Origin of the sequence: Marinobacter metalliresistant (assembly GCF_038098645.1) — a bacterium.
Lineage (GTDB): Bacteria > Pseudomonadota > Gammaproteobacteria > Pseudomonadales > Oleiphilaceae > Marinobacter > Marinobacter metalliresistant.
The window spans coordinates 3,165,897-3,189,302 of the sequence record NZ_CP101118.1 but is presented as its reverse complement, the minus strand read 5'-3'; the positions used below and the strand labels follow the sequence as shown (position 1 = coordinate 3,189,302).

Sequence of the window (23,406 nt, the reverse complement as noted above, 5' to 3'; positions counted from 1 at the left end):
TACGCGCAACAGAGCAAGCCTTACAGGAGGGCTTCATGACCTATTGCGTAGCGATGCGGCTGGCCGATGGTCTGGTGTTCGCATCGGACTCCCGGACCAACGCCGGCTTTGATCAGATCTCCACCTTTCGCAAGATGCACGTGTTTGAAAAACCGGGCGAGCGCGAACTGGTCCTGCTGTCTGCCGGCAATCTGGCCACCAGCCAGAGTGTGATCAGCCTCCTGGAGCGACAGGCCGGGACCGATGTGCACAATGTCCTGAATACCGGCTCCATGTTCGAGACGGCGGAAATCGTTGGCCAGACCATGCGGGAAGTGATCCGGCGGGACAACCCGGACGGCAGACTCAGCCATGTGGACTTCAGCTGTTCACTGATTCTGGGGGGCCAGATTCGGGGCGAGGAGCCCCGGCTGTTCAATATCTACCCGGAAGGGAATTTCATTGAAGCCACGGAAGAAACGCCGTTCTTCCAGATCGGCGAGTCCAAGTACGGCAAGCCGATTCTGGATCGGGTCATCAGCTACAAGACGCCGCTGAACCGTGCCTATCAGTGTGCCCTGATCTCCTTCGACTCCACCATGAAGAGCAATCTCTCGGTCGGCATGCCCATCGATGTCGCCATCTACCAGCGGGATGCCCTCAAGCCCTGCTTTACCGAACGCGTTGAGGAGAACAGCAACTACTTCGATGAGCTACGGCAGCAATGGCACGAAGGCATTCAGGGGCTGTTCAATCAGCTTGAACCGCCGGTGCTTGCCAGCCGCTAATTGCCATACCCCGTCAGTTCCATGTAGCCCACACCGGAGTGACTGCCCGAGACCGTGACCGGGCTCTCCCAGTATCGATAGAGCCCGTCGTTACGGTAGTCTCCGGCCGGCGCGGACACTTCCAGGTGAACCCCGTAGCCGGGAACCTCCAGGCGCCACCGGCGCGGATATCCGCCCTGGCCGGCAATGGGTGCCATACGGATCTGGTCCGGCGTGAGCGCCACGGGCCCTTCCCCTGCCGGAATCCAGGTGCCGGACCGGAAGGCACCGTCGTCCTCCCTCAGTTGAAAGGCCATCAGCCTGTCGCCCGAATCCAGGTGCAGGGCGAACCAGTCCCAGCCCTGCTGCCCGGCCTTGAGAAACTGGCTGCTCCATTCCCGGTCAAACCAGCCCTGGCCCGAGACTTCCAGTGTCTCACCGGCCAGGGTAACCGTGCCTTCAATCTGCAGGTCCACCAGGCTGAAGTACATGGAACCCTCGCCACTGGCGGATTTGGCGCTGAAGCCCTGATTGCCATGGGCGACGGGGCCACGGTTGATGCTCAGAAACAGATCGTAGGACCAGCCATCCGCTGACACCTGCAACCGCCAGGGGCCGTCACCGGACGGGCCGCTGAGTTGCCAGTCATCCAGCCACACCGCCAGTGGCTCCGCAGTCGCGCCGGCATGGCCAACATCGCCGCGGGCCAGTTTCTCCGCAAAATGGTGTCGGCCCTTGAAACTGACCGCGCCATGGGCCATCCAGGCGGCCTCCAGAGGCCATTCGCTGGCGGGAGGCGGTTCGGCATCCACCGGCCTGGGCTTGATGGCCTGACGGAACTGGGTCCATTGCAGACCCAGAGGGTCGCCCCCGGCGGTTTCCAGATTGGCGGTCAGATACCACCATTCAACCCGGTACTGGGGGTGGGCTCCGAAGTCGGCCGGGAAGCTAAGCCGGTTACCGGGACCGGGTTGCAGATACGGCACTTGCGTTTGCGAATCCCGGTCCCCGACCAGCCCAGCAAAGCCGGTTGTTTCCGGTCGATCCGAACAGCCGCTCAGGAAAAGCATGAACACCAGCCAAGCGCTCTTTGTCATCGCTCACCCCCCGACAGGGCACTGGCACTCTCCGGTGCCGGGACTGGGCTCGTGAGCTGCCGGCGCATCAGCAAGGCAATGCCGAGGCCCACCAGCAGGCTCAGCACGCCAAGCTCCAGCCAGAACCGCGGATACACTGCCATGGGCAGGGACCAGCCAAAGGCCAGCGGGTTGATGCGATGCACCAGAACCCAGGTCAGCCAGATACCCAGAGGCAGTGCCAGCAACGCGATCGCACTGGTCAGGGAAAGCGACAGCCGGGTCAGCTGAACCGCGGCCTGACGGGGCGAAAGTCCCCAGACCACCAGCAGCCGGAAGTACCAGGCCCGGGTGGAAAAAAACATCCAGCCCATCATCATCAGCGCAATGGTGGCCAGTATCAGGGTCAGTATCGTCATCGCCCGGGTCAGCAGGAAGGTCTGGTCGAAAATCGCGGAGGCCAGGGCTTCGATCGCCCGGTTGTCCCTGACAGTCAGTTGCTCCACAGCCCAGACCTGCTTCAGGCCACAGGCAATCGTATCGATCGGCAGGTTTCCCGGCGATACCGACAAACTCTGGAAACCCGCTTCGAAATCCGTGGGAAGCATGGACACATTAATCAGAACCTCGCCGGCAGGCCGGCCATAATCCGGGTAAACCGCCAGAATCGGGAAATCGCCAACCTGATTGCCGAGTTTGAGCGACAGGAGATCGCCAACCGCCAGTCCCCGCCGGCGGGCCAGCTGTTCATTCACCATCAGCCCCTGTCCCGCTGCCAGCTTTTGCCAGGGCGCGCCGGTGGATTCAAACAGTTGCCACCCGGTAACCAGGGGGCCAATCGGTCCCAGCGCGAACACATCCACGACCGGGCCCGGTTCACCGCCAGGCTCCATAACCGTGGCCTGGCCCCGAACCACACGATGCCACACCCCGGACGATACGAGTTCCGGCTGTTCCGCCAGCCAGTCCACAGCCAGGCCCGCATCCACTCCTTCCGGTACCTCGATGTAGAAGTCCGCCTCCAGGCGCTGGGCCAGCCAGCGATCAAAGGTGCTTTCAAAGGTCGTGACCAGGGCCTGCACCGCCAACACCATGGCCATGGCGAATTGCAGAGCCACCAGAGGTAAGGCCAGGCGCCGGGCCAGTACCGACAGTTCCCGGTGGCGCCAGCGCGATAGCGGGTCAGCCTCCCGGCTGGCACGCCAGTCCGCCAGCCGGGCAATCAGCAATGGGGCCAGAATGCCGGAGGCCACGAATACCACGGCCACCGCCACGAACAGCCAGACAAGGGCGGGCGCCCAGACAGACAGGCCAATACCCGCGAGCAAACACAGCATCAGGAAACCGCCTTGCCAGCGGCTGCCCATGGACAGCCCACGGGCCAATGGCCGGAGAAAATCCGCCAGGCACGCCACCAGAACGACCACCAGCATGGTGACCACCGGCACCAGCCAGCCACCCTTCTGCCCGGCGTACAGCGGCCTATCGAAAAGCCCTTCCAGCGCCTGACCGAATCCGGTGCCAAGGCCGTCCGCCAGCCACCGGCCGAGCCAGACCCCGGGCACAATACATACCAGCGCCAGCAGCATTATCTCGAGCATTAGCAGGCGGTTGATGCGGCCTCCGGGGACCCCGAAACGATGAAGCAGGGCGAAGCTCTCGCGTCGTTGGGCTAGTCCGAGGAGATAGACGCTGCGTAGCAACAGCGCGGTGATCAGCAACACAAGTACGCCTAACGCATCCATATTCAGGAGGAAGCTCTCTCCCAGTTCTCCGGAATCCGGCCCTACCGTGAAAGGTTCAACCCGGTAACCGGATGGCAAACCTGCATCGCTGTCGGCCCCGGACACCAGTAACGACAACTCGCTCCAATGCTGTTTCGCCAACCCGGCGGCTTCACGGATATCCACAAACGGTGCGCCATCCAGTTCACCGCGCCAGGGCCGGTCTTCCCCGGGGGAGCTCTCAAAGCACCCGGCCGCCAGCGGGTCCAGACCCACAACCCGCCCGGTTTCCGGCGTTGCCACCTCAAGCCAGGGCATGACGCACAGACCCGCCCGCCTGAGTTCAACAAAATCCTGCACCGAAACCGGCTTACCATCCGCCCGTGTCACCTGCCGGCGCTCGGCCACCGCCAACTCACTCCGGTCCAGACTGGCCCGGGCCTGGCTGGTCAGGTGATGAACACCGGTCCAGAGCATGGTGGCCAGCACAATCAGGGCGGCCAGCGCCAGCAGCTGCATGGGGTGGCGGCGGTAGTGGCTGAATAAGGCGGCCAAAAGGGTCATGGCGGGTTCAGGTTCCGGGCTGGTGCCCAAGGTCCAGGCGGTGGCTGCAACGGGTGGCTAATTCGGTATCGTGGGTGGCAAGGATCAGGCCACAGCCGTGGCGGGCCTGAAGATCAAAGAGCTGCCGGGTAACATCTTCAGCCGTGTGGCGGTCGAGGCTGCCCGTAGGTTCATCGGCAAGGATCAGGGCCGGCTTCATGGCAAACACCATGGCCAGGGCGGCGCGCTGGCGCTGGCCGCCAGACACCTGATCCGGATAGCGTTCGGCGAGTTCGCCAATATCCAGGCGTTCGAGCCAGTCCTGGCAGTCAGCCTCACTCTGCCCGGCCAGCCGGGCGCGCAGGCGAACATTGTCCAGCAAAGACAGGGCGGGCATCAGGTTCGCGTCCTGGAATACCACACCGATCCGCTGCCGACGAAGGCTTGCCCAGCGGGCTTCCGCCTGGCTGCCGGCTTCAGGGGCCCGGCTGTCGAAGACTTCACCCAGCACCTGCAACCGGCCGGCGTCCGGCTTTTCGAGGCCGCAAAGGATATTGAGCAAGGTAGTCTTGCCGGAGCCGGAGCGGCCTGTCAGCGCCAGAGATTCACCCCGTTCCAGATGCAGTGCGAGATTACTGAGCACGGCAACCGGTTGATTGGCACTGCGGAACTGCTTGTTCAGGCCGCGGGCTGTAAGTAAAGAATCCACCATAGCTACCCATTCAGATTATTCCGGAGCGCCCAGGGGTTCGGCAGCCGTACCGTGGCGACTCGCCCGCCATTCCCGGAACTGCTCCAGCCATGACAGCAGCGCCGGAACCACCAGCAACACCAGCAATGTTGATAACCCCAGCCCAAAAGCGATAGACGTGGCCATGGGAATCAGAAACTGTGCCTGCAGGGACGTCTCGAACAGCAAGGGCAAAAGTCCGCCGATGGTCGTCAGAGATGTCAGCATCACAGCTCGCACCCGCTGAACCACCGCTTCGTTGAGCGCATCGGTAATGCCGAGCCCTTTTTTCCGCTGCTGGTTGTAGAAAGCTACGAGGATAATGGCGTTATTGACCACAATACCGGACAGGCCGAACAAACCAAACAGCGACAATATGGTCAGTTGCAGTCCCATCAGCCAGTGGCCGAGCAACGCCCCCACCAGGGCAAACGGAATAATGGCCATGACGATCAGCGGCAGACTCCAGGAAGCAAACACCCAGGCCAGAACCACATACATCAGCGCCAGGCCGATCACCAACCCGGTCTGCATATCGGACATGGTTTCCCGCTGATCCGCGGCCCGTCCCTCAAAGCTGTAACGCACGTTATAGCGGCTGGCAATTTCTGGCAGCGCCACGGCCTGAAGGCTTGCCAGAATCTGGTCTGTGGTGCTGACCCGGGTATTCAGGCCAGAGGTTACCTCAACCGCCAACCTGCCCTCGGCATGGCGCAGAGCCTGGAATCCCTGGCGGTGGTCCAGGTTCATCACCTGAGTCAGCGGAACAAAGCGCCCGTCCGGAACCCGAACCGTCATCCGGGACAGGGTGGACAGACGCTCACGCTGATCCCGGGGCAGTTGTACGCGAACTTCCACTTCGTCCCGGCCATCCTGGTAGATCTGGGCAATCCGGCCATCAAAGGCCGCCCTGAGCTGCCGGCCAAGATCTGAAGTGCTCAGCCCCAGGGCCTCGCCGTAGGCGCTGACCTGATAGATCAGCTGTTCCCGCCCCCAGGGCATGTCGTCTTCCACGTCCAGCACCCCGGGCAGAGTAGCAAGCGCCTGAATCAACTCGTCCGCTGCCTGTTTCAGGTTCTCGGCATTGTCGCCGGTCAGGCGGACGTTCACATCCCGACCCGGCGGCCCCGCCTGCCGTTCGGATATGGTCAGGCTATCCAGCCCGGCCGGTGTCTCCAGCCGGCTGCGCCACTCGGTTATGAATTCGGGGTTACGGACTGAACGCTGGTCCGAGGGCACCAGCTCGATCATCATTGAGCCCAGCTCATCGCCACTTCGTGAGTTGCCTTCGGCGCCCTGGGTTGCCCCCCGGGTAGTGACCGCATGGAGGATGAAATCGCCCCCCAGGGCCTCTTCGGTATCGTTGAGGGTTTGTTGCATCTGCTCAAGGAAGCCGTCCACCGTTCCCCGGGAAGTTCCGGCCACGAAACTGGCATTGGCGTAGAACACCGACGGCTCCGGCGTCGGGAAAAAGTTGAAACCGAGTCGGCCGCCAGCCAGTAGCCCGACGGTCACAATTGCCAGGGCAACCGCACCGGCAACCGTCGCGCCCCGGTGCTCGAGGCTGTAGCGGGAAAACCGGCGAAACCGGCCCTCCCGGAACTGGTCAAAACGTTGCTCAAAGCCGCGCCGAAACCGCTCGATCGGGCCCGGTTTTTTCGATTCGGGTGCCTCAGATCCTGTTGTTTGCTTTCGACGGGGAACAAAGGCGTGGCGCAGGTGCGCCGGAAGAACGATAAAGCACTCCAGAAGAGAGGCGACCAGTACGCAAATCATCACCAGCGGAATATCACCCAGGATATTGCCGATCACACCACCGACCACCAGCAGGGGCATGAAAGCTGCGACGGTAGTCAGGGAAGACGCCAGCACCGGCCAGACCATCCGCCTGGCGGCACCCTCGGACGCATAAATGGATTCCTCCCCCATTCGGGCGTGGGCATCGGCGTCTTCACCGACCACAATGGCATCATCCACGATGACCCCCAACGCCATGATCAGGGCAAACAGGGAAATCATGTTGATGGAGCCACCGATCAGCCAGAGTACCGCCATCGCCGCCAGGAACGCCGTCGGGATGCCAATAGCCACCCACATGGCCACCCGCCCCGGCAGGAACAGGTATAACAGACAGACCACCAGCACCAGACCGCCCAGGCCGTTTTTCACCAACAGGGAAATACGATCGTCCAGCAACTGCCAGGTTTCATCGTAGACTTCCAGTGCCACCGTCGGCGGCAGCGCCGGCCGGGTGTCCGCCAGCCAGGTTTCCAGCACCTTGGCGGCCGCCAGTGAGTTACCGTTTTCTGACCGCTGCAACTGGAGCTCCACCGCCGGCTTGCCGTCTTTTTCCAGGGTTATCTGGCTTTCCCGGGCTTCCTGCCGGATGCGCGCAACATCTCCGAGGTTCAGTTGGATGCGCTCACCACTGAGTAACGGAATAGTTTCGAATTCCTGGGGGCTACGGCGCTGCTCCACGGCCCGAAGTTCCCGGGTCGCATCCTGTTGCGCCATCATGCCCGCTGGCAGATCCCGTGAAATGGCGGCAACTCGCTCAGCGACCTGCTCCAGCGACAGCCCCAGCGTCTCCAGCCGCTCCACCGGCACATCGATGCTGATTTGCTGCTCCGGCAAGCCCCGAATGGACACCCGGTCAATGCCCCGCTGCAGCAATTCGTCCTCGAACCGATAAGCCAGCTGTCGCAACTCACTACGGTCCACATCACCAATAACCAGCAGCCGGGCGACGGGCTCATACCGTTCTATCCGGGTTACCTGGGGTTCCTCCGCCTCGGCGGGGAAGTTGGTGAATTCGTCCACCTGTTGGCGAACGTCGTCCAGGGCCAGAATCGGATCGGTGCCCTCCTCGAATTCCAGGGTGATGGACGACACGCCCTGGGCCGATGTCGAGGTCATTTTTTTCAGGCCGTCGACACTGCGCAGGCGCTGCTCCAGCGGGTTGGTAATGCCCTGCTCCACGTCTTCGGCGGAAGCGCCGCTCCAGACCACGCGAACGCTGACCACATCCAGGGCAAAGGTGGGAAAAAACTGGATGTTCATCCGGGTCAGGGCCAGCACGCCACCGAGCAACATCACCAGCATCACCAGGTTGGCAGCAACCCGGTGATGAACGAAAAAGCCGATTACCCCCTTTTTGCGCCTCATTGGGCCGCTGCTCCGGAATCTGCCACGTCCACCCTGAGGCCGGCAATGGCATTGGGCAGATGTGTGGTGATCAGGCGCGCCCCGGAGACAAGCGCCTCACCGGACACCAGCAGGCGACGCTCGCCATTGCTGCCACGGGCTTCGCCGACCCGCTCGATCCTGGCCCGCTCCATCCGGTTATCCGGGGTCATCAGGTAGACGCTGTCGGCACCATAGAGTGCACTGAAAGGAATCGCGACAGTATTGTCCCGGGCAGCGCGTTCGAGGATCACCGGCGTCAGATCTCCCGGGCGAAGCCCCCCGGGTTCGCCCTCAAGTTCCAGGATGGCCTCGGTACCGGAGGGATCGCTGGTACCGGCGAATCGAACCAGCCGGAACCGGTGTTGACCACCCGTGCTGGTCGCCATCAGGGTTTCTCCCCGCTCCAGGGCATCCAGCAATTCGCCACGAAACATCTCCGGCACCCGCGCCCTGAGTTCGAGACCGTCGACGGGATACAGCGACAGCAGGGACTCGCCGCGGCTGACCTGGTCACCCTCGGCCACCTGAATGTCGGTGACGATACCATCGAAGGGCGCGATCATCCGGGCCCGCCCGGCATCCCGGCGGGTGCTGTCGAGGTTGGCTTCGGCCTGGGCCAGCTTCGCCTCCAGGCTCTGCAGGCGGGCCGGATGTTCCTCAATCGCCCGCTGCCGGGTAGTCACGGTCAGTTCTGCCCGGGCGGCGGCGTCAGTGGCCGCTTCCAGCCCCTCCCGGGACGCCAGGTTGCGGTTCACCAGTGACCGCGTACGCTCAAGCTGGCGACGGGCGTTGTCGAGAATGGCCTGCTCACTGGCCAGCGCCACCTGATCATTCCGGTAGCGCACCTGTTCCGAGCGGATCTGGGCCTCCAGGTCCGCCACCTGCGCTTCCGCCTGGGCAAGCGCCGGCCGGATGTCGGCATCCTCCAGAGCCACCAGCAGGTCGCCCTCCCTCACCCTCCAACCCTCGGTCACGGGGCGTTCCCCGATACGCCCGGCGAGCGTTGCAATAACCGTCAGTTGCTCCGGGGCGGTGACCTCCCCATACAGCGGCAACACCGGAGTGTGGGTGCCCGGTTCAATCCGCTGTACCTGAACACGCCAGCTACGCTCGGTGGCGCTCACTTCGGCGGGCTCCGGGCGAGTCATCTTGAGAAACAGGAAACCGGCAATGCCGATGGCGAGAATCAATACAGGAGTGAGTCTTTTGGACATTACGTGCTGGCCAGCTATGGTAAATAAGGCCCGTCGGGCTGTTAGGTTCAGGCTACTATACAGTCAACCACCGTTTTCGGATCGGCGAGCCAGAGTGTAGTACAGCAGGGGAACCACCAGAACCGTCAGCAGCGTGGACATGGCCAGACCAAAGATCAGCGAGATTGCCAGGCCGTTGAATATCGGATCATTCAGAATGAAGTAAGCACCTACCATCGCCGAAATGGCGGTCAGGACAATGGGCTTGATCCGAACCGCACCGGCCAGAACCACCGCTTCGTCCAGTTCCACCCCTTCCTCGATCAGTTGCCGGATAAACACCACCAGCAAAATGGAATTACGCACGATGATACCGGCCAGGGCTATCATGCCGATCATACTGGTTGCGGTGAACTCTCGCCCCAGCAGGGCATGGCCGGGCATGATCCCGATCAGCGTCAGCGGAATGGGGGCCATGATGACCAGTGGCAGGATATACGAGCGGAACTGCGCCACCAGCAGAACAAAGATCATGAACACACCCACGCTGTAAGCGGCCCCCATATCCCGGAAGGTTTCATAGGTAATCTGCCATTCACCGTCCCATTTGAGCGCGCCTTTTTCCGGGAGCGTCGGCTGGCCGATAAAGTATTGTTCCGGGGCGCCTTCCAGCTGCTTCAGGCGCTCCACCATGGCAAACATGCCATACAGCGGTGAATCAGTCTCGCCAGCCATATCCGCCGTCACATAGGTCAGCGGCAGCAGGTCCTTGTGATAGATCGCACCCATCCAGTCCGCTTCACGAATGTCGGCAATGCTCGCCAGCGGGACCAGATTGCCGTTACGGCTGCGCACCTGCAGGGAGAGAAGCACCGACGGCTGAGCCTTGTCGCCCTCGGCAAGAATCACCCGGATCGGAACGGGATACTTGGCGTGATCGTCATGCAGGAAGCTGACACTGGTCCCGCCAAGCGCTGTCTGCAGGGCACCGACGACCTGGGCCTGAGAAACGCCAAGCCGCGCCGCCCGTTCACGGTCCACCACAACTTCCCACTGCCGGGTCGGAGCTTCGAGGGTGGTGTCGATATCCACCAGTCCATCGACTTCCGTCATACCCTCTGCCACGCCGCGGGCCAGTTCCGCCCGACGGGATTCATCCACCGCGTAGATTTCGGCCACCACCGGAGACAGAACCGGGGGCCCCGGGGGCACCTCCACGACCTTCACGCTGGCACCGTATTTGTCGGCAACCGCCTTCAGTGGCGCCCGCAAGGACTGGGCAATGTCGTGGGACTGTCGATCCCGGTTTTCCTCGCTGCTCAGGTTGATCTGGATATCGCCCTGGTAGGGATCATTGCGCAGGTAATACTGGCGTACGAGGCCATTAAAGTTGATAGGGGATGCCGTGCCGGCGTAGGTCTGCCAGGTGGCGACTTCGTCTACCGATTCAAGGTACCCGCCCATTTCCATCAGTACCCGCTGGGTCTGCTCCATCGGGGTGTATTCAGGCATGTCGACCACGACCTGCAGCTCGGACTTGTTGTCGAAGGGCAGCATTTTCAGGATAACCGCCATAAAGACCGGCAACGACGCAGCCGCAATGGTTAGTCCAACCACACCCAGCCCAAGCAGTCGGCGACGCCAGGGATGATCACCGAGAAACGGGCCCAGGACCGTCCGGAAAATGCGCAGGGACAAGGGGCTGACGCCGTCAGCGGAACTGGAAGCCTCGTCCGCTTCGGAGGCCATTTCTCCTTGCTTGTGTTTCAGCAACCGGAAGGCCAGCCAGGGCACGACAACAAAGGCCACGATCTGGGACAGCACCATCCCCGCCGAGGCATTGATCGGGATGGGACTCATGTACGGCCCCATGAGGCCACTGACAAAGGCCATCGGGATCAGCGCCGCCATGACGGTCAGGCTGGCCATGATGGTGGGCGTTCCCACTTCGTCGACGGCGACGGGAATGATGTCCTTCACCGCCTGGCGGGAGTTCCGGATCCGACGATTGATGTTCTCGGTGATCACGATACCGTCATCCACCAGTATGCCGATGGAGAAAATCAGCGCGAACAGGGACACACGATTGAGGGTAAAACCCCAGGCCCAGGAAAACACCAGGGTCAGCAACAGGGTAATCAGGACCGCAACACCGACGATCAGGGCCTGGCGCCAGCCCATGGCCGCCAGCACCAGCAGCACCACGCTCAGGGTGGCGGAGATCAGATCGGTGATCAGCTTGCGGGCCTTCCGGGACGCCGTCACGCCGTAGTCCCGGGTAACCAGCACTTCCACGCCCTCGGGTAATGCCCGGTTTCGCAACTGCTCCAGACGCTCTTCAATGGCCGTGGTGATATTGACGGCGTTTTCTCCCGGTTTCTTGGCGATCGCCAGGGTTACCGCGGGGTACATTTCGCCGGGCCGACCGGCGATTCCGTTTTCATGTGCCGGCCCGAAGCCCGTCATTACGCTCTGATCGGCCACCGTGCCACCCCGGCTGATTTCGGCCACATCCGCCAGGTAAACCGCTGAGCCATTCTGCATACCCACCACCAGACGGCGAACATCGTCGACCGATTCCAGCAGGGTTCCGGCCTGAACCGGGATGGAGACGTTATCCCTTGTAATCCGGGCCTCCTGGCTGCTGGCATTGGCGGCAGACAGCGCATTTCGTAGATCGTCAATGGTCAGGTTGAAGCCTGCCAGCAGTGCCGGATCAAACCGGATATCGACCCGGTCGGGGATGCCCCCGGTGGTGTAGACGTCCCGGGTGCCCGGAACCCGCTTCAGGACGACCTCCAGCATATGGGCAAGGCGGGTAAGCTCTTCCCCGGTGTGCCCGTGAACCGGATCGTAAAGGGTCAGGGTCATCACCGGAACATCGTCAATCCCCTTGGGCTTGATGACCGGCTGGCTGGCTCCGAGGTTGGCTGGCAGCCAGTCCTGATTCGAATACACCTGGTTGTAGAGCCGCACCAGCGCCTCCTGGCGCGGCACGCCCACTTCAAACTGGACGGTAATCACTGCCTGGCCCTGCCGCGACACCGAGTAGACATGCTCCACGCCCTGAATCTCGCTCATCACCTGTTCGGCGGGCGTGGCTATGGCGTTTTCCACCTCGCGGGTGCTGGCTCCGGGAAACGCCACCATGATGTCGGCCATGGTGACATCGATCTGGGGCTCTTCCTCCTTGGGTGTGACCACCACGGCCAGGATACCGAGAATAATCGCCAGAATAGCAAGCAATGGCGTGAGATGATTGTTCTGAAACACCCGGGCAATGGCCCCGGATGGCCCCACAGGCGGCAGCTCCCGGCTCACGGATTCGCCTCCGGGCCCGACTCTGTACCTAACTCCGTGACAAGGTTCAGCCGATCACTGCCAACCTGCTCCGATGGGTTGGTAACCACCCGTTCGCCTTCACTCAGGCCCGCCAGGATTTCGAGCCGGCCATTATCGCGGACCCCGGTGCGCACCTGGCGGAGCCGGGGCCGGCCCTGATCATCCAGCACAAAAACCGCTCTCAGTTCGCTGCGCTGAATCAGGCTGCTGGCCGGCACCCAGAGGGCCTCACGACTGGCGACGGGCACGCCGACTTTGACCAGCATGCCGGGAAACAGGGAGCCGTTGGGCTCACTCAGGCGCATTCTCAGGCGGAAGGTGTGGGTTTCCGGATTCGCGTAGGGGTAAAAGGTCATCTCACCGGTCTCCAGCACCCGGCCATCGGCAAGAGTGACCTTTGCCTGGCGCTCGGTCCGCGCGAGTTCCGCGTATTTCTGTGGCAGTTCAACCACGACCCGGAGCTGCTCCAGGGAGAGCCCGCTGAGCAGTGGCTGGCCGGGATTTACGGACTCTCCTACTTCCACATGCCGCTCGGTGAGGATGCCGCCATAGGGCGCCAGCACCCGGGTGTAGGACAGCTGCTCCCGGGCCTCGGCAACCGTGGCGCTGGCACGCTCCACCCTGGCCCGGGCGGCCGCCAGATTGTTGCGAGCCTGATCAAACTCCTGGCGGGACACCAGTCCCCGTTCATGAACCGCCTCGATACGCTCAAAGCGTTGGCGCGCATCCGAGAGTGCCGCTTCGGCTTCCTCCAGTCCCGCCTGGGCCTGGCGCAGCCGGGACCGTTGTTCACTGTCCTCGAGCTGAACGATAAGGTCTCCGGCGGCGACAGAATCGTCAACATCATAGGGCAGGCTCTGGACGGTACCACTGGTCTGGGCAGAGACAGTGCTCTGCTGAACAGCCTCAATAACACCATCAAGATGGACGGTCTCATGAAACTCGCTGCGCTCCGTGACCGCTGTCATCAGCGCCCGGGCGCCGTCCTGCCCCTGGACCGCAGAGGCCAGCAGCCCCAGAGTGACGATAAAGCCCGCAGCAGCTAACCGCCCCATTGAGCACCTCCTGGATGACACATTTGGTTATTAGTTAATAAGCCAATGTTATCAGCAATCCTCCCCTGAAAACATGCGGGGGCTGCTCATAACGCTGGTGATTCCTTTTTCAGTGCCTCAAAACCGATAATGATGTCCATGAGCTCATTGGTAATCTCATCCTGACGCACCAGCCTGAATTGCCCTCCAACCTCCTCAAGCCGTTCATCAACCGCCTGTTCCGCCTGCTGCATCAACGCAAGCCTGGCCGCGTTCTCGGTGACCATTGCTTCCGCCGATGCCTGAAAAACGCTGGCAAAGATATGGTTACGAAGCAGCGCTGCAAGCAGCGGCGTCGCCTGCATCGTGTAGTCGGGGAGGGACCGGGACTGCCAGCCCACCTTGCCCGGATCCGACAGCAGCGAGGGTGGCAAGGGCAACAACGGGCTTACTGCCGGTTCACGCTGCCCCTTTCCTGCCCGCCGGGTGAACACCAGGGTTACGGCAATCCGGTTATGTACGTCGCCACCCCCGATCTCGTCCAGCCGGGTCACGATGTCACTGGCAAGGCGCCCGATGCCATCGGCCGACGCCGGCGGCAGGAAGGTGACTTCCGGGCCAAGCCCCTGATCGCTGAGGGCGTCATTCATGCGGGCGCCGACGCACAATACCCGGGTACCGCCCTCGCTCCGGGAAGCCTCGATCAATGCCCTCGCGGCAAGCACCTCGTTGTAATTGCCACACAGGCCATGATCAGAGCCGAACACCACCAGAATCCGTTCAGCCCGCGCAGCGACAGGCATCGCAATGGGGCCGGTTTTGGCAACAAATGCCCGGATGCCGGTCAGCACCGTCTGGTGGTAGGACTCAACAGACCTCGCCGCATGCTCATACGGTACCGCGTTGATCGCGGACATGGTTTTCATGGTGTGAACAATGCCGCGAATACTGGTCAGCGTGGCGGTGAGGCGGGACAGGGTTTCAAGTGTCTGGGTCATGGCCATCGCCTCCAGGCAACTTTAACACCTCACGGGCCACCCGCAGGAGGGTTGCCTTTTCGTCGTCGTCCAGAGAACGGTTTTGCCCGATGCTCCCGGCAACGCCTTTCAGGGTGTCGCCGACACCTTCCCGCATCCTGGCCATGGCCTCGGCAACGGCGGTTTCGGACAGTCCGTCGAGCAGCCCTTCCATCGCGGCCATCAGCACCAGAAGCTGTTCCACTGCCGGAACCGGGTCCCGCTCGGGCTGACGCAACGCGGCACGCACGGCAGCCCCGCGGCTCAGGCGGGCCCGGGTGTTATCATCCAGGCGGGTACCAAAACGGGCAAAATCCTCCAGTTCCTCAAACTGGGACAGGGTGACGCGCAGGTTGCCCGCCACATCCCGGAACGCCCGATGCTGGGCCTTGCCCCCTACCCGCGATACGGATAACCCGATATCCACCGCAGGAAACTGGTTTTTTCGCACCAGCCGGGGCGACAGATAGATCTGGCCATCGGTAATCGAAATCAGATTGGTCGGAATGTACGCGGACAGATTTTCCGCCTGCGTTTCGACAATGGGCAGCGCGGTGATGGACCCCCCCCCAGCTTCCGGCGTGAACTGTCCCGCCCGTTCGAGGAGTCGTGCGTGCACATAGAATATGTCACCCGGGAAGGCTTCCCGACCCGGCGGGCGACGCAGTAGCAGGGACAGCTCGCGATAGGAACGGGCATGGTGTGTCAGGTCGTCGAGAACAACCAGCACATCCCTGCCATGGTTTGAAAAGTATTCGGCCATGGTCATCGCCGCATACGGTGCGATGTAGGCGAGGCCCGGCGTGTCCTCATCGCCGGCAGCAACCACGATGGTGTTCGCGATCTGACCACTTTGCCGAAGGGTTTCAATCACACGGGCAACCGCGTCACCGCGCTGGCCGATCGCGCAATAAATGCTGAGAACATTCGAACGGGCCTGGTTGAGAATGGTATCGACAGCAATGGACGTTTTTCCGGTTTGCCGGTCGCCGATAATCAACTCCCGCTGGCCCAGCCCAACGGGCACCGCGCCATCAATCGCCTTGATGCCGGTGGCGAGGGGGCGGGTGACCGGCGCACGGCTCAGTATACCCGGGGCGCTGGCCTCCACCGGCCTTTCCGCGGTCGAGGCCACCCTGCCTTTCCCGTCCCGGGGCTCGCCGGTGGCATCGACAACACGGCCGATGAGGCCAGGCCCCACCGGCACACTGAACACTTTATGAGTCCGCCAGACATCCTCCCCGAACATCACCCGCTCCGAGGGCCCAAGCAGGATAACGCCCAGCCGGCCTGGCTCCAGATCAAGCACCACACCCCGGACACCCGAGGCAAAGACCAGCAGCTCATCCGCCAGGGCCCTCGCCAGGCCAGACACCACGGCAATACCGTCACCCACCTCCGTAACCATGCCCACTTCGGTCAGTGCCAGTGAAGGACTCGGGATGTCCATCAGGGTATCAATGAACCTCTTTGTTGCGGTCATCGCCGGTTCTTCAGCCATGATTGTTTACCCTGCCGGATCCACCGGCGGCCAGCCGGTCTGCCAATAACCCGGTCAGCTCGTCGGTATAACTATCGACTGTCCAGGCCACCTGAACACTGCCAATCCGCAGAATCAGACCAGGAGCCTGACGGGCATCCGTGGTAAAACTCAAGGAAAGACCGGGAGCCAGACGTTCCAGCGCGGCCCTGATCTTTTCCTGCGTGTTCTCCGGAAGCGGCGTATGGGTAGTGGCAATGGCCTGTTCCGAACGGCCAGCAGCGGAGGTAAGCTCCCGTACCAAAGGTTTCAGCTTGCCGATCACATTCAGGGCAATGTGTTCCTCCAGATCCTCATCCGCCAGATCATGCAGTGCCCGGCGAACCAGTCGGTAGAGGGTTTCGGCGCTGGCCAGGTGCAACTCCCTGGTGAACCTTTCCCGCTCTGCCTCCAGATGCGACTGCCAGTCCTGTTTTTCGCGTTCCAGGTTCTTGCGAGTGTCGGCCAGCAGGGCATCTTTCTCTTGTTCCGCCTGCTCGCGAATCCGCTCCGCATTAACGGAGTTATCTGCCAGCAATTTCTGCTTCTGTTCCAGAAACGCGGCTTCGGCTGCGGCGGCTTTTTTCCGGGCGACCTCCGCCTCACCCATGCGTGTTGCGATCTCCGCCTCACGGGCATCAATCCCATTCAGGATGGGCTTGTACAGAAAGCGCTTGAGCAGCCAGACCAGCACAAGAAAGTTGCCAACCTGGGCAAGGATCGTGACCCAGTCAACAGACATGGTTCAACCCGCGGCCGACTGGGCGGACTGCAGAGCCTGATCCCAGAAGGGATTGGCAAACAGGACGATCATCGCCACGACAAAACAGTAAATTGCCGTGGACTCAATCATTGCCAGGCTGACGAACAGGGTCCGCGAAAGTGTCGATGCCGAATCCGGCTGCTGGGCAATGGCGGCAAGGGCCGCGGCTGCAGCCCTGCCTTCTCCCAGAGCAGGGCCGATTGCACCAAAAGACACGGACAGGCCAGCGGTCAGAATCGAGACCGCAGCAATAAGCGCAAAGTCAGTCATTTGTCGTTCTCCTTGCTCAGGGACTTTCCAGTGGTGGCTGTCGCCGATGAGATATAAACCGTCGCCAGGATGGCGAATATGTAGGCCTGGATCAGGCCCGTCAGCAAACCGAGTACATCCATAACCACGGGAAAAAAGAATGGGGCGACACCCAGCAGGATGCCCGCGATGACCGCGCCGCTCATAACGTTGCCATACAGACGGATGGCCAGGGAGATACCGCGCGAGAACTCGCTGATGATATTGAACGGCAACATGATGACGGATGGCTGGATGTAGGTTTTGAGATAGCCACCGATGCCCTGCCGGGTAATCCCGAACAGCGGCACAGCAATCAGTACCGACAACGCCAGGGCAGCGGTGGTGGAGAGCGAGGCAGTCGGCGGGGAAAAGCCCGGCACCACCAGCAGCAGATTCGACAACGCGATGAACAGGAACAGCGTTCCGGAAAAATAGAGCACATGGCGCGAGGCGTGCGGCGAGATTTCCTCGATCTGGCTCTGGATGACCGTCACAATCACTTCCAGGGCGGTGCGCCAGCGGTTTGGTGGCACATCCGGCCGTAAATTGCGGGTAATGAGAATTGAGGCAACGGTCAGTATGATCATGACGATCCACGTATTAACGACCGTTTCGTTAATGCCCATGCCCCAGATCGTGAACACTATGGTCTCATCGGGTGTCAGTTCCATCAGATATCCTCCGGACGTGGCAGGCGGGCAAGCGTGGTAGCAAACAAGCGCACGAGGAAAAAGGCCAGTCCATAACCGGCAAAGGCCCAAGGCAGGGTTACACCGGCAGTCACCAGCCAACCAACGGATAGCAGCAGCCCGATCCGAACCAGAGCGCTGGGCAGAAGCACCGAACTGGGACGGGAGGCACCCAGTGCCACACGCACAGTCACTGCCAGACCCGCAAAATACAGAATGCTCACCACCACACCGGCACCAAAGCCCATCAGCGCGCCCGGCCAGTCAATGATCACCATTGTCATCCTCCTCTTCCCTGCTTTCCCTGCTGATCCAGGCCCAGGCAATGAAACCACCCAGGGCGACACCGCCCAGAATCAGCGCAATAACCCACGGAAATTCCTGGGGCAGGTTGCGATCAAGCCACATCCCCAGGAAAGCGCCACCCACGGTCGGGACGGCAATGGACCAGCCAATCATACCGAAGGCCCCCAAACCGCGCAGCGGGCTGACCCCGGGGTTATCCCTGGTTTTTTTCAGACGTCGGGCCCGACGGCCAATATCGTCCTCCGGGGATCCGCGCCGCCGGGTCATGGCTTGGGCCGCTGCAGGTCGGCAAACCGGCGCACCATGCCGGCCTCCAGCCTGGACAGTGCGGATCGGGCCACGCGTTCGTCTTCGTCCACCTCGATAAAATTCTTCTTGACGCTTGCCTGCAGGGAGTCGAGGTTCTCGCCGAGGACACCTCGCCGGATGGCGATATCCACCTGATGGCCTTTTTTCACCAGAATGCCCTCGTCGATGCCGAAGATCTGCTCATTGCCATCCGCCAGGGTCAGAATCAACACCGACGGTTCCAGCGCGGTGACGAAATCAATGTGATTGGGCAATAGCCCGAAGGCTCCGTTTTCCGCCACGGCGAACAGCTTGCAGGCCATGCCCTGATAGAGAACCCGGGTCGGCAGCCTGAGGCACACCTCCATCTCCGTCGCCATTGTCATGCCACCACCTCCGGCAATGCGCCAATCATGTAGTACTCACTTTCGCTCTGCCCGAACTCAGTCTGCTCCAGAATGGTTTCACAGCCATCAAGTGTCTCAGCGATGGTCACACGCTTGCCTTCGGCACCGGTAAAGGCCGCGGTGGTAAAAAACGGCTGGGTCAGGAATCTTTCCAGCCGGCGGGCACGGGCAACGGTTGACCGGTCCGCCGCCGACAGCTCCTCAATGCCCAGCATGGCGATGATATCCCGCAGTTCCTCGTATTCAGCCAGGGTTCGGCGCACCGCCCGGGCAATATCGTAATGTCGCTGCCCGACCACAGAGGGCGTAAGCATGACCGAGGACGATGCCAGGGGATCTATCGCCGGGTACAAACCTTCGCTCGCACGTTTTCGTGACAGCACCACGGAACCGGACAAATGGGAGAAAATATGGGCGGCAGCAGGGTCGGTGAAATCGTCGGCCGGCACGTAAACGGCCTGAACCGACGTGATTGCGGCGCTGCGCGTTGAGGTGATTCTCTCCTCCAGCTCGGCCAGCTCGGTCGCCAGTGTCGGCTGATAGCCAACCCGCGAAGGCATCCGCCCCAGTAGCCCGGACACTTCCGAGCCCGCCTGGACAAAGCGGAAAATGTTGTCGATCAGCAACAGCACATCCCGGTGCTGTTCGTCGCGGAAATATTCCGCCATGGTCAGCGCGGTCTTGCCGATCAGGAACCGGACACCCGGAGCCTCGTTCATTTGCCCGAACAGCATGACGGTGTTATCAAGTACACCGGCCTCGCCCATTTCCCGGTAAAGCTCTTCCGCCTCCCGGGACCGTTCGCCAATACCGCAAAACAGGCTGACGCCCTTGTGTTGCTGAACCGTGTTATGGATCAGTTCGGTAATCAGAACCGTCTTTCCCACCCCGGCGCCACCGAACAGGCCGGTTTTTCCACCCCGCTCAATGGGAGACAGCAGATCAATGGCCTTGATGCCGGTTTCCAGAATCTGGCTTCGGACCACACGGTCTTCCAGCAACGGCGGGAGCTGATGGATAGCGCGGCGCTCACTGGTAGCCGGGACCGGTTTGTTATCCACAGGCGCACCAAATACGTTGAGCATACGCCCCAGTATGGCATCACCCACCGGCACGGTGATCGACGAACCGGTCGCCCGAACCGGCATCCCCAAGCCCAGCCCCTTCACCGGGGCCAATGCCATGCAACGGACCACGCCCTTGTCCTCAAGTGCGGCCACCTCGAGGGCAATCTTGCCAGCGTACAGGAGCTCGCGAATGTGGGGTACCGGCTCAGGAAACCGGACACTCACAACACCCCCCCTGATACCAACGATGATGCCGGTGCCAGGCCCCGGCGACGCGTCCAGCGTATCCTGACTCATAACAGGAACCTGTTACCCGGCAGACACACGAGTGCCTGCCGCCCCCTGAAGTATGGCAATGGCATCCCGCAGCCGGCCGATGCCGCTGAATCCGCCGGCTTCCGCAAATTCACAGGCGGCGGCCAGCTTCGGCCCCATCGAGCCGGCGGGCATATCCAGTGCTCGCGCCTCGGCCACCGTCAGTGTGGAAACCGGCGTCGACTGATCGGTGCCAAAATCCCGGTAGACGGCATCAACATCGGTCAGCAGGAGCAGCGCATCCGCGCCCAGTTGTCTGGCCAGCAGCGCGCTGGCGGCGTCCTTGTCGATGACCGCTTCAATGCCCACCAGACTGCCGTCTTCCCGGCGCAGCACCGGTATTCCGCCACCACCGGTGCAGACCACGACCACACCCTGCTCCAGCAACAGTTGCAACACTCGCAAATCCGGTATTTCCAGGGGTTTGGGGGAGGGCACCACCCGTCGCCACTTGTCACCGTCCGGCGCAATACTCCAGCCCGCGCCTGCTGCCCGGCGCTCGGCCTCAGCGCGTTCGTACACCGGCCCGACAAACTTGGCCGGTTTCGCAAAGGCGGGATCTTTCGGGTCCACCACCACCTGTGTCAGTAAGGTGGCGACCGGACGGTCATGTTCCAGGGCGTTTTCCAGCTCCTGTTCGATCATATAACCGATCATGCCCTCGGTTTCCGCACCCAAAACATCCAGCGGATAAGCCTCATCCGGCTTGTAGGACGCGCCCTGAAGTGCCAGCAACCCCACCTGCGGACCGTTGCCGTGGGTCACTACCAGATCGTGTCCGGCACGGACAATCTGTGCCAGCGATTTGGCCGCGACCTGCACATTACGGCGCTGAGCCTCTGCCGTCAGCGGCTCTCCGCGCTTCAGAAGGGCGTTACCACCCAAAGCTGCGACCACCAGCATGTCAGCCTCCCAGGGTCGCCACGAGGACGGCCTTGATGGTATGCATGCGGTTTTCTGCCTGATCGAAGACGACGGACGCCGGGCTTTCAAACACCTCCTCGGTCACTTCCATGGCGTCGATGCCAAATTCGTCCCGCATTTCCTTACCCACCGTGGTCTCGGTGTTATGGAACGCCGGCAGGCAATGCATGAAGCGCACGCGGGGATTGCCGGCTTTCTCCATCAGCGCGGCGTTGACCTGATAGGGCATCAGCAGCTTGATGCGCTCAGCCCACTTCTCCCTGGGTTCCCCCATGGAGACCCAGACATCGGTATAGACGAAGTCGACACCGGCCACGGCCGCGTCTGTGTCATCGGTGATGGTGATCCGGGCGCCGGTTTCGGCCGCGATTGCCTTCGCCTCATCCTGAACGGCCTGTTTCGGCCAGCAGGCTTGCGGGGCGCACAAACGCACATCCATCCCCATCTTGGCGCCACCGATCAGCAGGCTGTCGCCCATGTTGTTGGCGGCATCGCCGATAAATACATAGGCCACTTCGCGCAGGGGCTTCTCCACATGCTCCTGCATGGTCAGGAAATCCGCCAGTATCTGGGTCGGATGGAACTCGTTGGTCAGCCCGTTGTAGACCGGCACGCCCGCGTATTGCGCCAGCTCTTCCACAATGGTCTGCCCGAAGCCCCGGTACTCGATGGCATCGTAGACCCGGCCCAGCACCCGGGCGGTATCCTTGACCGATTCCTTGTGCCCTATGTGGGTACCGGTCGGCCCCAGGTAGGTCACCCGAGCACCCTGGTCGAAGGCGGCAACTTCGAACCCGACCCGGGTTCGCGTGGAGTTTTTCTCGAAGATCAGCGCGATGTCCTTGCCCTGCAGCCGTGGCACCTCGGTGCCGGCATACTTGGCGGTTTTCAGATCCGCCGCCAGCTTGAGCAGGAAACTGATTTCGCGCGGGGTGTAATCGCGCAGGGTCAGAAAATGCCGGTTCTTGAGGTTAAAAGCCATTACACGTCTCCTTCGCTGTCAGACAGCATCCCTGATGGTTGGGCAACTCATGCAGCGGCCACCGCCGCGGCCCCGGCCCAGCTCGGCACCGGGTATTGCCAGGACCTCGATGCCCGCCGCGGACAGGGCGGCATTGGTATCGTCATTTCGGTCATAACCGACAACCACGCCAGGGCTCAGCGCCAGCACGTTGTTACCGTCGTTCCATTGTTCACGCTCCCGCTCTTCCGGACTGTCGCCACCCGTGGGCACAACCTCCAGGGCCGGGTACCCGAGAATCTCCGCAACCACCTCGAACAAGTGTCGCGATTCCTGCCGGAAGGACAGCGTTTTTGCGCCCTCGCCCGGCCTCAGGTCAAAGCAGATCACGGCATCGGCCACCTCCTTGAAGGCAGTGACCACGTTGCCGCCACAAAACGTAAATACGGTATCCAGATGCATCGCTGAACGGGCTTTCGGCAACTGGCAGGCAACAACCCGATCCACCATGCCACCGTCAAACAGTGCTTTTGACAGCTGGCCAATGGCCTGTGGCGAGGACCTCTCGCCCATCCCGACCAACACTGTACGATTGCCCACCGGCATGACGTCCCCGCCCTCCAGAGTGGCCAGGCCATGGTCCGCCAGAGGATCGCCCCAATGCACCTCTACCTTGCCCGCGAACCTTGGATGAAACTTATAGATAGCTGCCATCAGAAGGGTTTCGGGCCGGCGGGCGGACCAGTACATCGGGTTCAGGGTCACGCCACCATAGATCCAGGCACTGTTGTCCCGGGTGAACAGGAAATTGGGCAGCGGAGGCAGCACGAATCCCAGACGTCCGAGATGGTTACCAAAAAGCCCCACCGGATCAAAGGGCAGATCCGCCACCTCCAGGCCGCCAATCAGGAAATCGGCCAGGGCTTTTCCGGGCAGCTCGTCCATCCAGGCCCGCAGGTCCGACACCATGCCGACACCAATGTGGTTCCAGTTGATCCGGTGGTCCAGCACCCAGGCCCGGCCTTCAGCAATATCCAGGGTTTCCGCCAACAGCTCGTTGACATCCAGGACCTCCGCACCCCGGCTCCGGATGACACTGGCAAACACATCGTGGTCTTTCTGTGCCTGCTTTACCCAGAACACATCGTCAAACAGCAGGGCATCGCAGTTCGACGGCGTCAACCGCCGGTGGGCCAGGCCAGGTCGGCAGACAACGACCTGTCGCAGGGTTCCTGTTTCAGAATGCACTCCAAGGCTTGGTTCAGACATGGCGAAACTCCTTTTTC

The 23,406-nt window shown here is 61.8% G+C and carries 20 protein-coding genes; 1 reads left to right on the top strand and 19 read right to left on the bottom strand.

What is annotated here, in order from left to right:
* Positions 1-35: 35 nt before the first annotated feature.
* Positions 36-767: a proteasome-type protease gene (locus tag NLK58_RS14860; RefSeq protein ID WP_341581180.1), complete on the top strand. Its 732-nt coding sequence runs from the start codon at positions 36-38 to the stop codon at positions 765-767.
* On the opposite strand, the gene NLK58_RS14855 is transcribed toward NLK58_RS14860, so the two are convergent.
* The 19 genes from NLK58_RS14855 to NLK58_RS14765 form a co-directional block, all read right to left on the bottom strand.
* On the bottom strand, positions 764-1,843 hold the full coding sequence (locus NLK58_RS14855) for a lipocalin-like domain-containing protein (RefSeq protein ID WP_341581179.1): 1,080 nt from the start codon (positions 1,841-1,843) through the stop codon (positions 764-766). The genes NLK58_RS14860 and NLK58_RS14855 overlap by 4 nt on opposite strands.
* Positions 1,840-4,110: an FtsX-like permease family protein gene (locus tag NLK58_RS14850; RefSeq protein WP_341581178.1), complete on the bottom strand. Its 2,271-nt coding sequence runs from the start codon at positions 4,108-4,110 to the stop codon at positions 1,840-1,842. Before NLK58_RS14850 ends, NLK58_RS14855 begins: the two co-directional genes overlap by 4 nt.
* 7 nt (positions 4,111-4,117) lie before the next feature.
* Complete coding sequence (locus NLK58_RS14845) at positions 4,118-4,801, bottom strand: ABC transporter ATP-binding protein (protein ID WP_117619199.1); 684 nt, start codon at positions 4,799-4,801, stop codon at positions 4,118-4,120.
* A 15-nt stretch (positions 4,802-4,816) separates the two neighbouring features.
* The gene (locus tag NLK58_RS14840) at positions 4,817-7,984 is read right to left on the bottom strand and encodes an efflux RND transporter permease subunit (protein WP_341581177.1); all 3,168 of its coding nucleotides are present in this window, start codon (positions 7,982-7,984) and stop codon (positions 4,817-4,819) included.
* Complete coding sequence (locus NLK58_RS14835; protein WP_341581176.1) at positions 7,981-9,219, bottom strand: biotin/lipoyl-binding protein; 1,239 nt, start codon at positions 9,217-9,219, stop codon at positions 7,981-7,983. Before NLK58_RS14835 ends, NLK58_RS14840 begins: the two co-directional genes overlap by 4 nt.
* Before the next feature lie 63 nt (positions 9,220-9,282).
* Positions 9,283-12,519, bottom strand: a complete 3,237-nt coding sequence (locus NLK58_RS14830; RefSeq protein WP_117619196.1) for an efflux RND transporter permease subunit — start codon at positions 12,517-12,519, stop codon at positions 9,283-9,285.
* Positions 12,516-13,595, bottom strand: a complete 1,080-nt coding sequence (locus tag NLK58_RS14825; RefSeq protein ID WP_341581175.1) for an efflux RND transporter periplasmic adaptor subunit — start codon at positions 13,593-13,595, stop codon at positions 12,516-12,518. The genes NLK58_RS14830 and NLK58_RS14825 overlap by 4 nt, the downstream gene beginning before the upstream one ends.
* 86 nt (positions 13,596-13,681) lie before the next feature.
* Complete coding sequence (locus tag NLK58_RS14820; RefSeq protein ID WP_117619194.1) at positions 13,682-14,572, bottom strand: F0F1 ATP synthase subunit gamma; 891 nt, start codon at positions 14,570-14,572, stop codon at positions 13,682-13,684.
* Positions 14,556-16,091, bottom strand: a complete 1,536-nt coding sequence (locus NLK58_RS14815; RefSeq protein ID WP_341581174.1) for a F0F1 ATP synthase subunit alpha — start codon at positions 16,089-16,091, stop codon at positions 14,556-14,558. Before NLK58_RS14815 ends, NLK58_RS14820 begins: the two co-directional genes overlap by 17 nt.
* The gene (locus tag NLK58_RS14810) at positions 16,084-16,851 is read right to left on the bottom strand and encodes a F0F1 ATP synthase subunit B (protein ID WP_117619193.1); all 768 of its coding nucleotides are present in this window, start codon (positions 16,849-16,851) and stop codon (positions 16,084-16,086) included. Before NLK58_RS14810 ends, NLK58_RS14815 begins: the two co-directional genes overlap by 8 nt.
* A gap of 3 nt (positions 16,852-16,854) precedes the next feature.
* Positions 16,855-17,142, bottom strand: coding sequence for a F0F1 ATP synthase subunit C (locus NLK58_RS14805; protein WP_117619192.1), 288 nt, complete (start codon positions 17,140-17,142; stop codon positions 16,855-16,857).
* The gene (locus tag NLK58_RS14800) at positions 17,139-17,834 is read right to left on the bottom strand and encodes a F0F1 ATP synthase subunit A (protein WP_341581173.1); all 696 of its coding nucleotides are present in this window, start codon (positions 17,832-17,834) and stop codon (positions 17,139-17,141) included. The genes NLK58_RS14805 and NLK58_RS14800 overlap by 4 nt, the downstream gene beginning before the upstream one ends.
* Entirely contained in the window at positions 17,834-18,130 is a 297-nt protein-coding gene (locus NLK58_RS14795) for an ATP synthase subunit I (protein ID WP_205422207.1), read from the bottom strand. The genes NLK58_RS14800 and NLK58_RS14795 overlap by 1 nt, the downstream gene beginning before the upstream one ends.
* Entirely contained in the window at positions 18,117-18,425 is a 309-nt protein-coding gene (locus NLK58_RS14790) for an AtpZ/AtpI family protein (RefSeq protein ID WP_117619189.1), read from the bottom strand. Before NLK58_RS14790 ends, NLK58_RS14795 begins: the two co-directional genes overlap by 14 nt.
* Positions 18,422-18,832: an ATPase gene (locus NLK58_RS14785; RefSeq protein ID WP_341581172.1), complete on the bottom strand. Its 411-nt coding sequence runs from the start codon at positions 18,830-18,832 to the stop codon at positions 18,422-18,424. Before NLK58_RS14785 ends, NLK58_RS14790 begins: the two co-directional genes overlap by 4 nt.
* Positions 18,829-20,217, bottom strand: coding sequence for a F0F1 ATP synthase subunit beta (gene atpD / locus NLK58_RS14780; protein ID WP_117619187.1), 1,389 nt, complete (start codon positions 20,215-20,217; stop codon positions 18,829-18,831). The genes NLK58_RS14785 and atpD overlap by 4 nt, the downstream gene beginning before the upstream one ends.
* A 12-nt stretch (positions 20,218-20,229) precedes the next feature.
* Positions 20,230-21,138: a carbamate kinase gene (arcC, locus tag NLK58_RS14775; RefSeq protein ID WP_341581171.1), complete on the bottom strand. Its 909-nt coding sequence runs from the start codon at positions 21,136-21,138 to the stop codon at positions 20,230-20,232.
* A gap of 1 nt (position 21,139) precedes the next feature.
* The gene (locus NLK58_RS14770) at positions 21,140-22,141 is read right to left on the bottom strand and encodes an ornithine carbamoyltransferase (protein WP_117619185.1); all 1,002 of its coding nucleotides are present in this window, start codon (positions 22,139-22,141) and stop codon (positions 21,140-21,142) included.
* Between the two features lie 18 nt (positions 22,142-22,159).
* Complete coding sequence (locus NLK58_RS14765) at positions 22,160-23,389, bottom strand: arginine deiminase (RefSeq protein WP_341581170.1); 1,230 nt, start codon at positions 23,387-23,389, stop codon at positions 22,160-22,162.
* Positions 23,390-23,406: the final 17 nt, after the last annotated feature.

What these genes read in the sequence shown, in the direction of transcription:
- NLK58_RS14860 (WP_341581180.1), top strand. Translation starts at nt 36, where the DNA reads ATGACCTATTGCGTAGCGATGCGGCTGGCCGATGGTCTGGTGTTCGCA.
- NLK58_RS14855 (WP_341581179.1), bottom strand. Translation starts at nt 1,843, where the DNA reads ATGACAAAGAGCGCTTGGCTGGTGTTCATGCTTTTCCTGAGCGGCTGT.
- NLK58_RS14850 (WP_341581178.1), bottom strand. Translation starts at nt 4,110, where the DNA reads ATGACCCTTTTGGCCGCCTTATTCAGCCACTACCGCCGCCACCCCATG.
- NLK58_RS14845 (WP_117619199.1), bottom strand. Translation starts at nt 4,801, where the DNA reads ATGGTGGATTCTTTACTTACAGCCCGCGGCCTGAACAAGCAGTTCCGC.
- NLK58_RS14840 (WP_341581177.1), bottom strand. Translation starts at nt 7,984, where the DNA reads ATGAGGCGCAAAAAGGGGGTAATCGGCTTTTTCGTTCATCACCGGGTT.
- NLK58_RS14835 (WP_341581176.1), bottom strand. Translation starts at nt 9,219, where the DNA reads ATGTCCAAAAGACTCACTCCTGTATTGATTCTCGCCATCGGCATTGCC.
- NLK58_RS14825 (WP_341581175.1), bottom strand. Translation starts at nt 13,595, where the DNA reads ATGGGGCGGTTAGCTGCTGCGGGCTTTATCGTCACTCTGGGGCTGCTG.
- NLK58_RS14820 (WP_117619194.1), bottom strand. Translation starts at nt 14,572, where the DNA reads ATGACCCAGACACTTGAAACCCTGTCCCGCCTCACCGCCACGCTGACC.
- NLK58_RS14815 (WP_341581174.1), bottom strand. Translation starts at nt 16,091, where the DNA reads ATGGCTGAAGAACCGGCGATGACCGCAACAAAGAGGTTCATTGATACC.
- NLK58_RS14810 (WP_117619193.1), bottom strand. Translation starts at nt 16,851, where the DNA reads ATGTCTGTTGACTGGGTCACGATCCTTGCCCAGGTTGGCAACTTTCTT.
- NLK58_RS14805 (WP_117619192.1), bottom strand. Translation starts at nt 17,142, where the DNA reads ATGACTGACTTTGCGCTTATTGCTGCGGTCTCGATTCTGACCGCTGGC.
- NLK58_RS14800 (WP_341581173.1), bottom strand. Translation starts at nt 17,834, where the DNA reads ATGGAACTGACACCCGATGAGACCATAGTGTTCACGATCTGGGGCATG.
- NLK58_RS14795 (WP_205422207.1), bottom strand. Translation starts at nt 18,130, where the DNA reads ATGGTGATCATTGACTGGCCGGGCGCGCTGATGGGCTTTGGTGCCGGT.
- NLK58_RS14790 (WP_117619189.1), bottom strand. Translation starts at nt 18,425, where the DNA reads ATGACCCGGCGGCGCGGATCCCCGGAGGACGATATTGGCCGTCGGGCC.
- NLK58_RS14785 (WP_341581172.1), bottom strand. Translation starts at nt 18,832, where the DNA reads ATGACAATGGCGACGGAGATGGAGGTGTGCCTCAGGCTGCCGACCCGG.
- atpD (WP_117619187.1), bottom strand. Translation starts at nt 20,217, where the DNA reads ATGAGTCAGGATACGCTGGACGCGTCGCCGGGGCCTGGCACCGGCATC.
- arcC (WP_341581171.1), bottom strand. Translation starts at nt 21,138, where the DNA reads ATGCTGGTGGTCGCAGCTTTGGGTGGTAACGCCCTTCTGAAGCGCGGA.
- NLK58_RS14770 (WP_117619185.1), bottom strand. Translation starts at nt 22,141, where the DNA reads ATGGCTTTTAACCTCAAGAACCGGCATTTTCTGACCCTGCGCGATTAC.
- NLK58_RS14765 (WP_341581170.1), bottom strand. Translation starts at nt 23,389, where the DNA reads ATGTCTGAACCAAGCCTTGGAGTGCATTCTGAAACAGGAACCCTGCGA.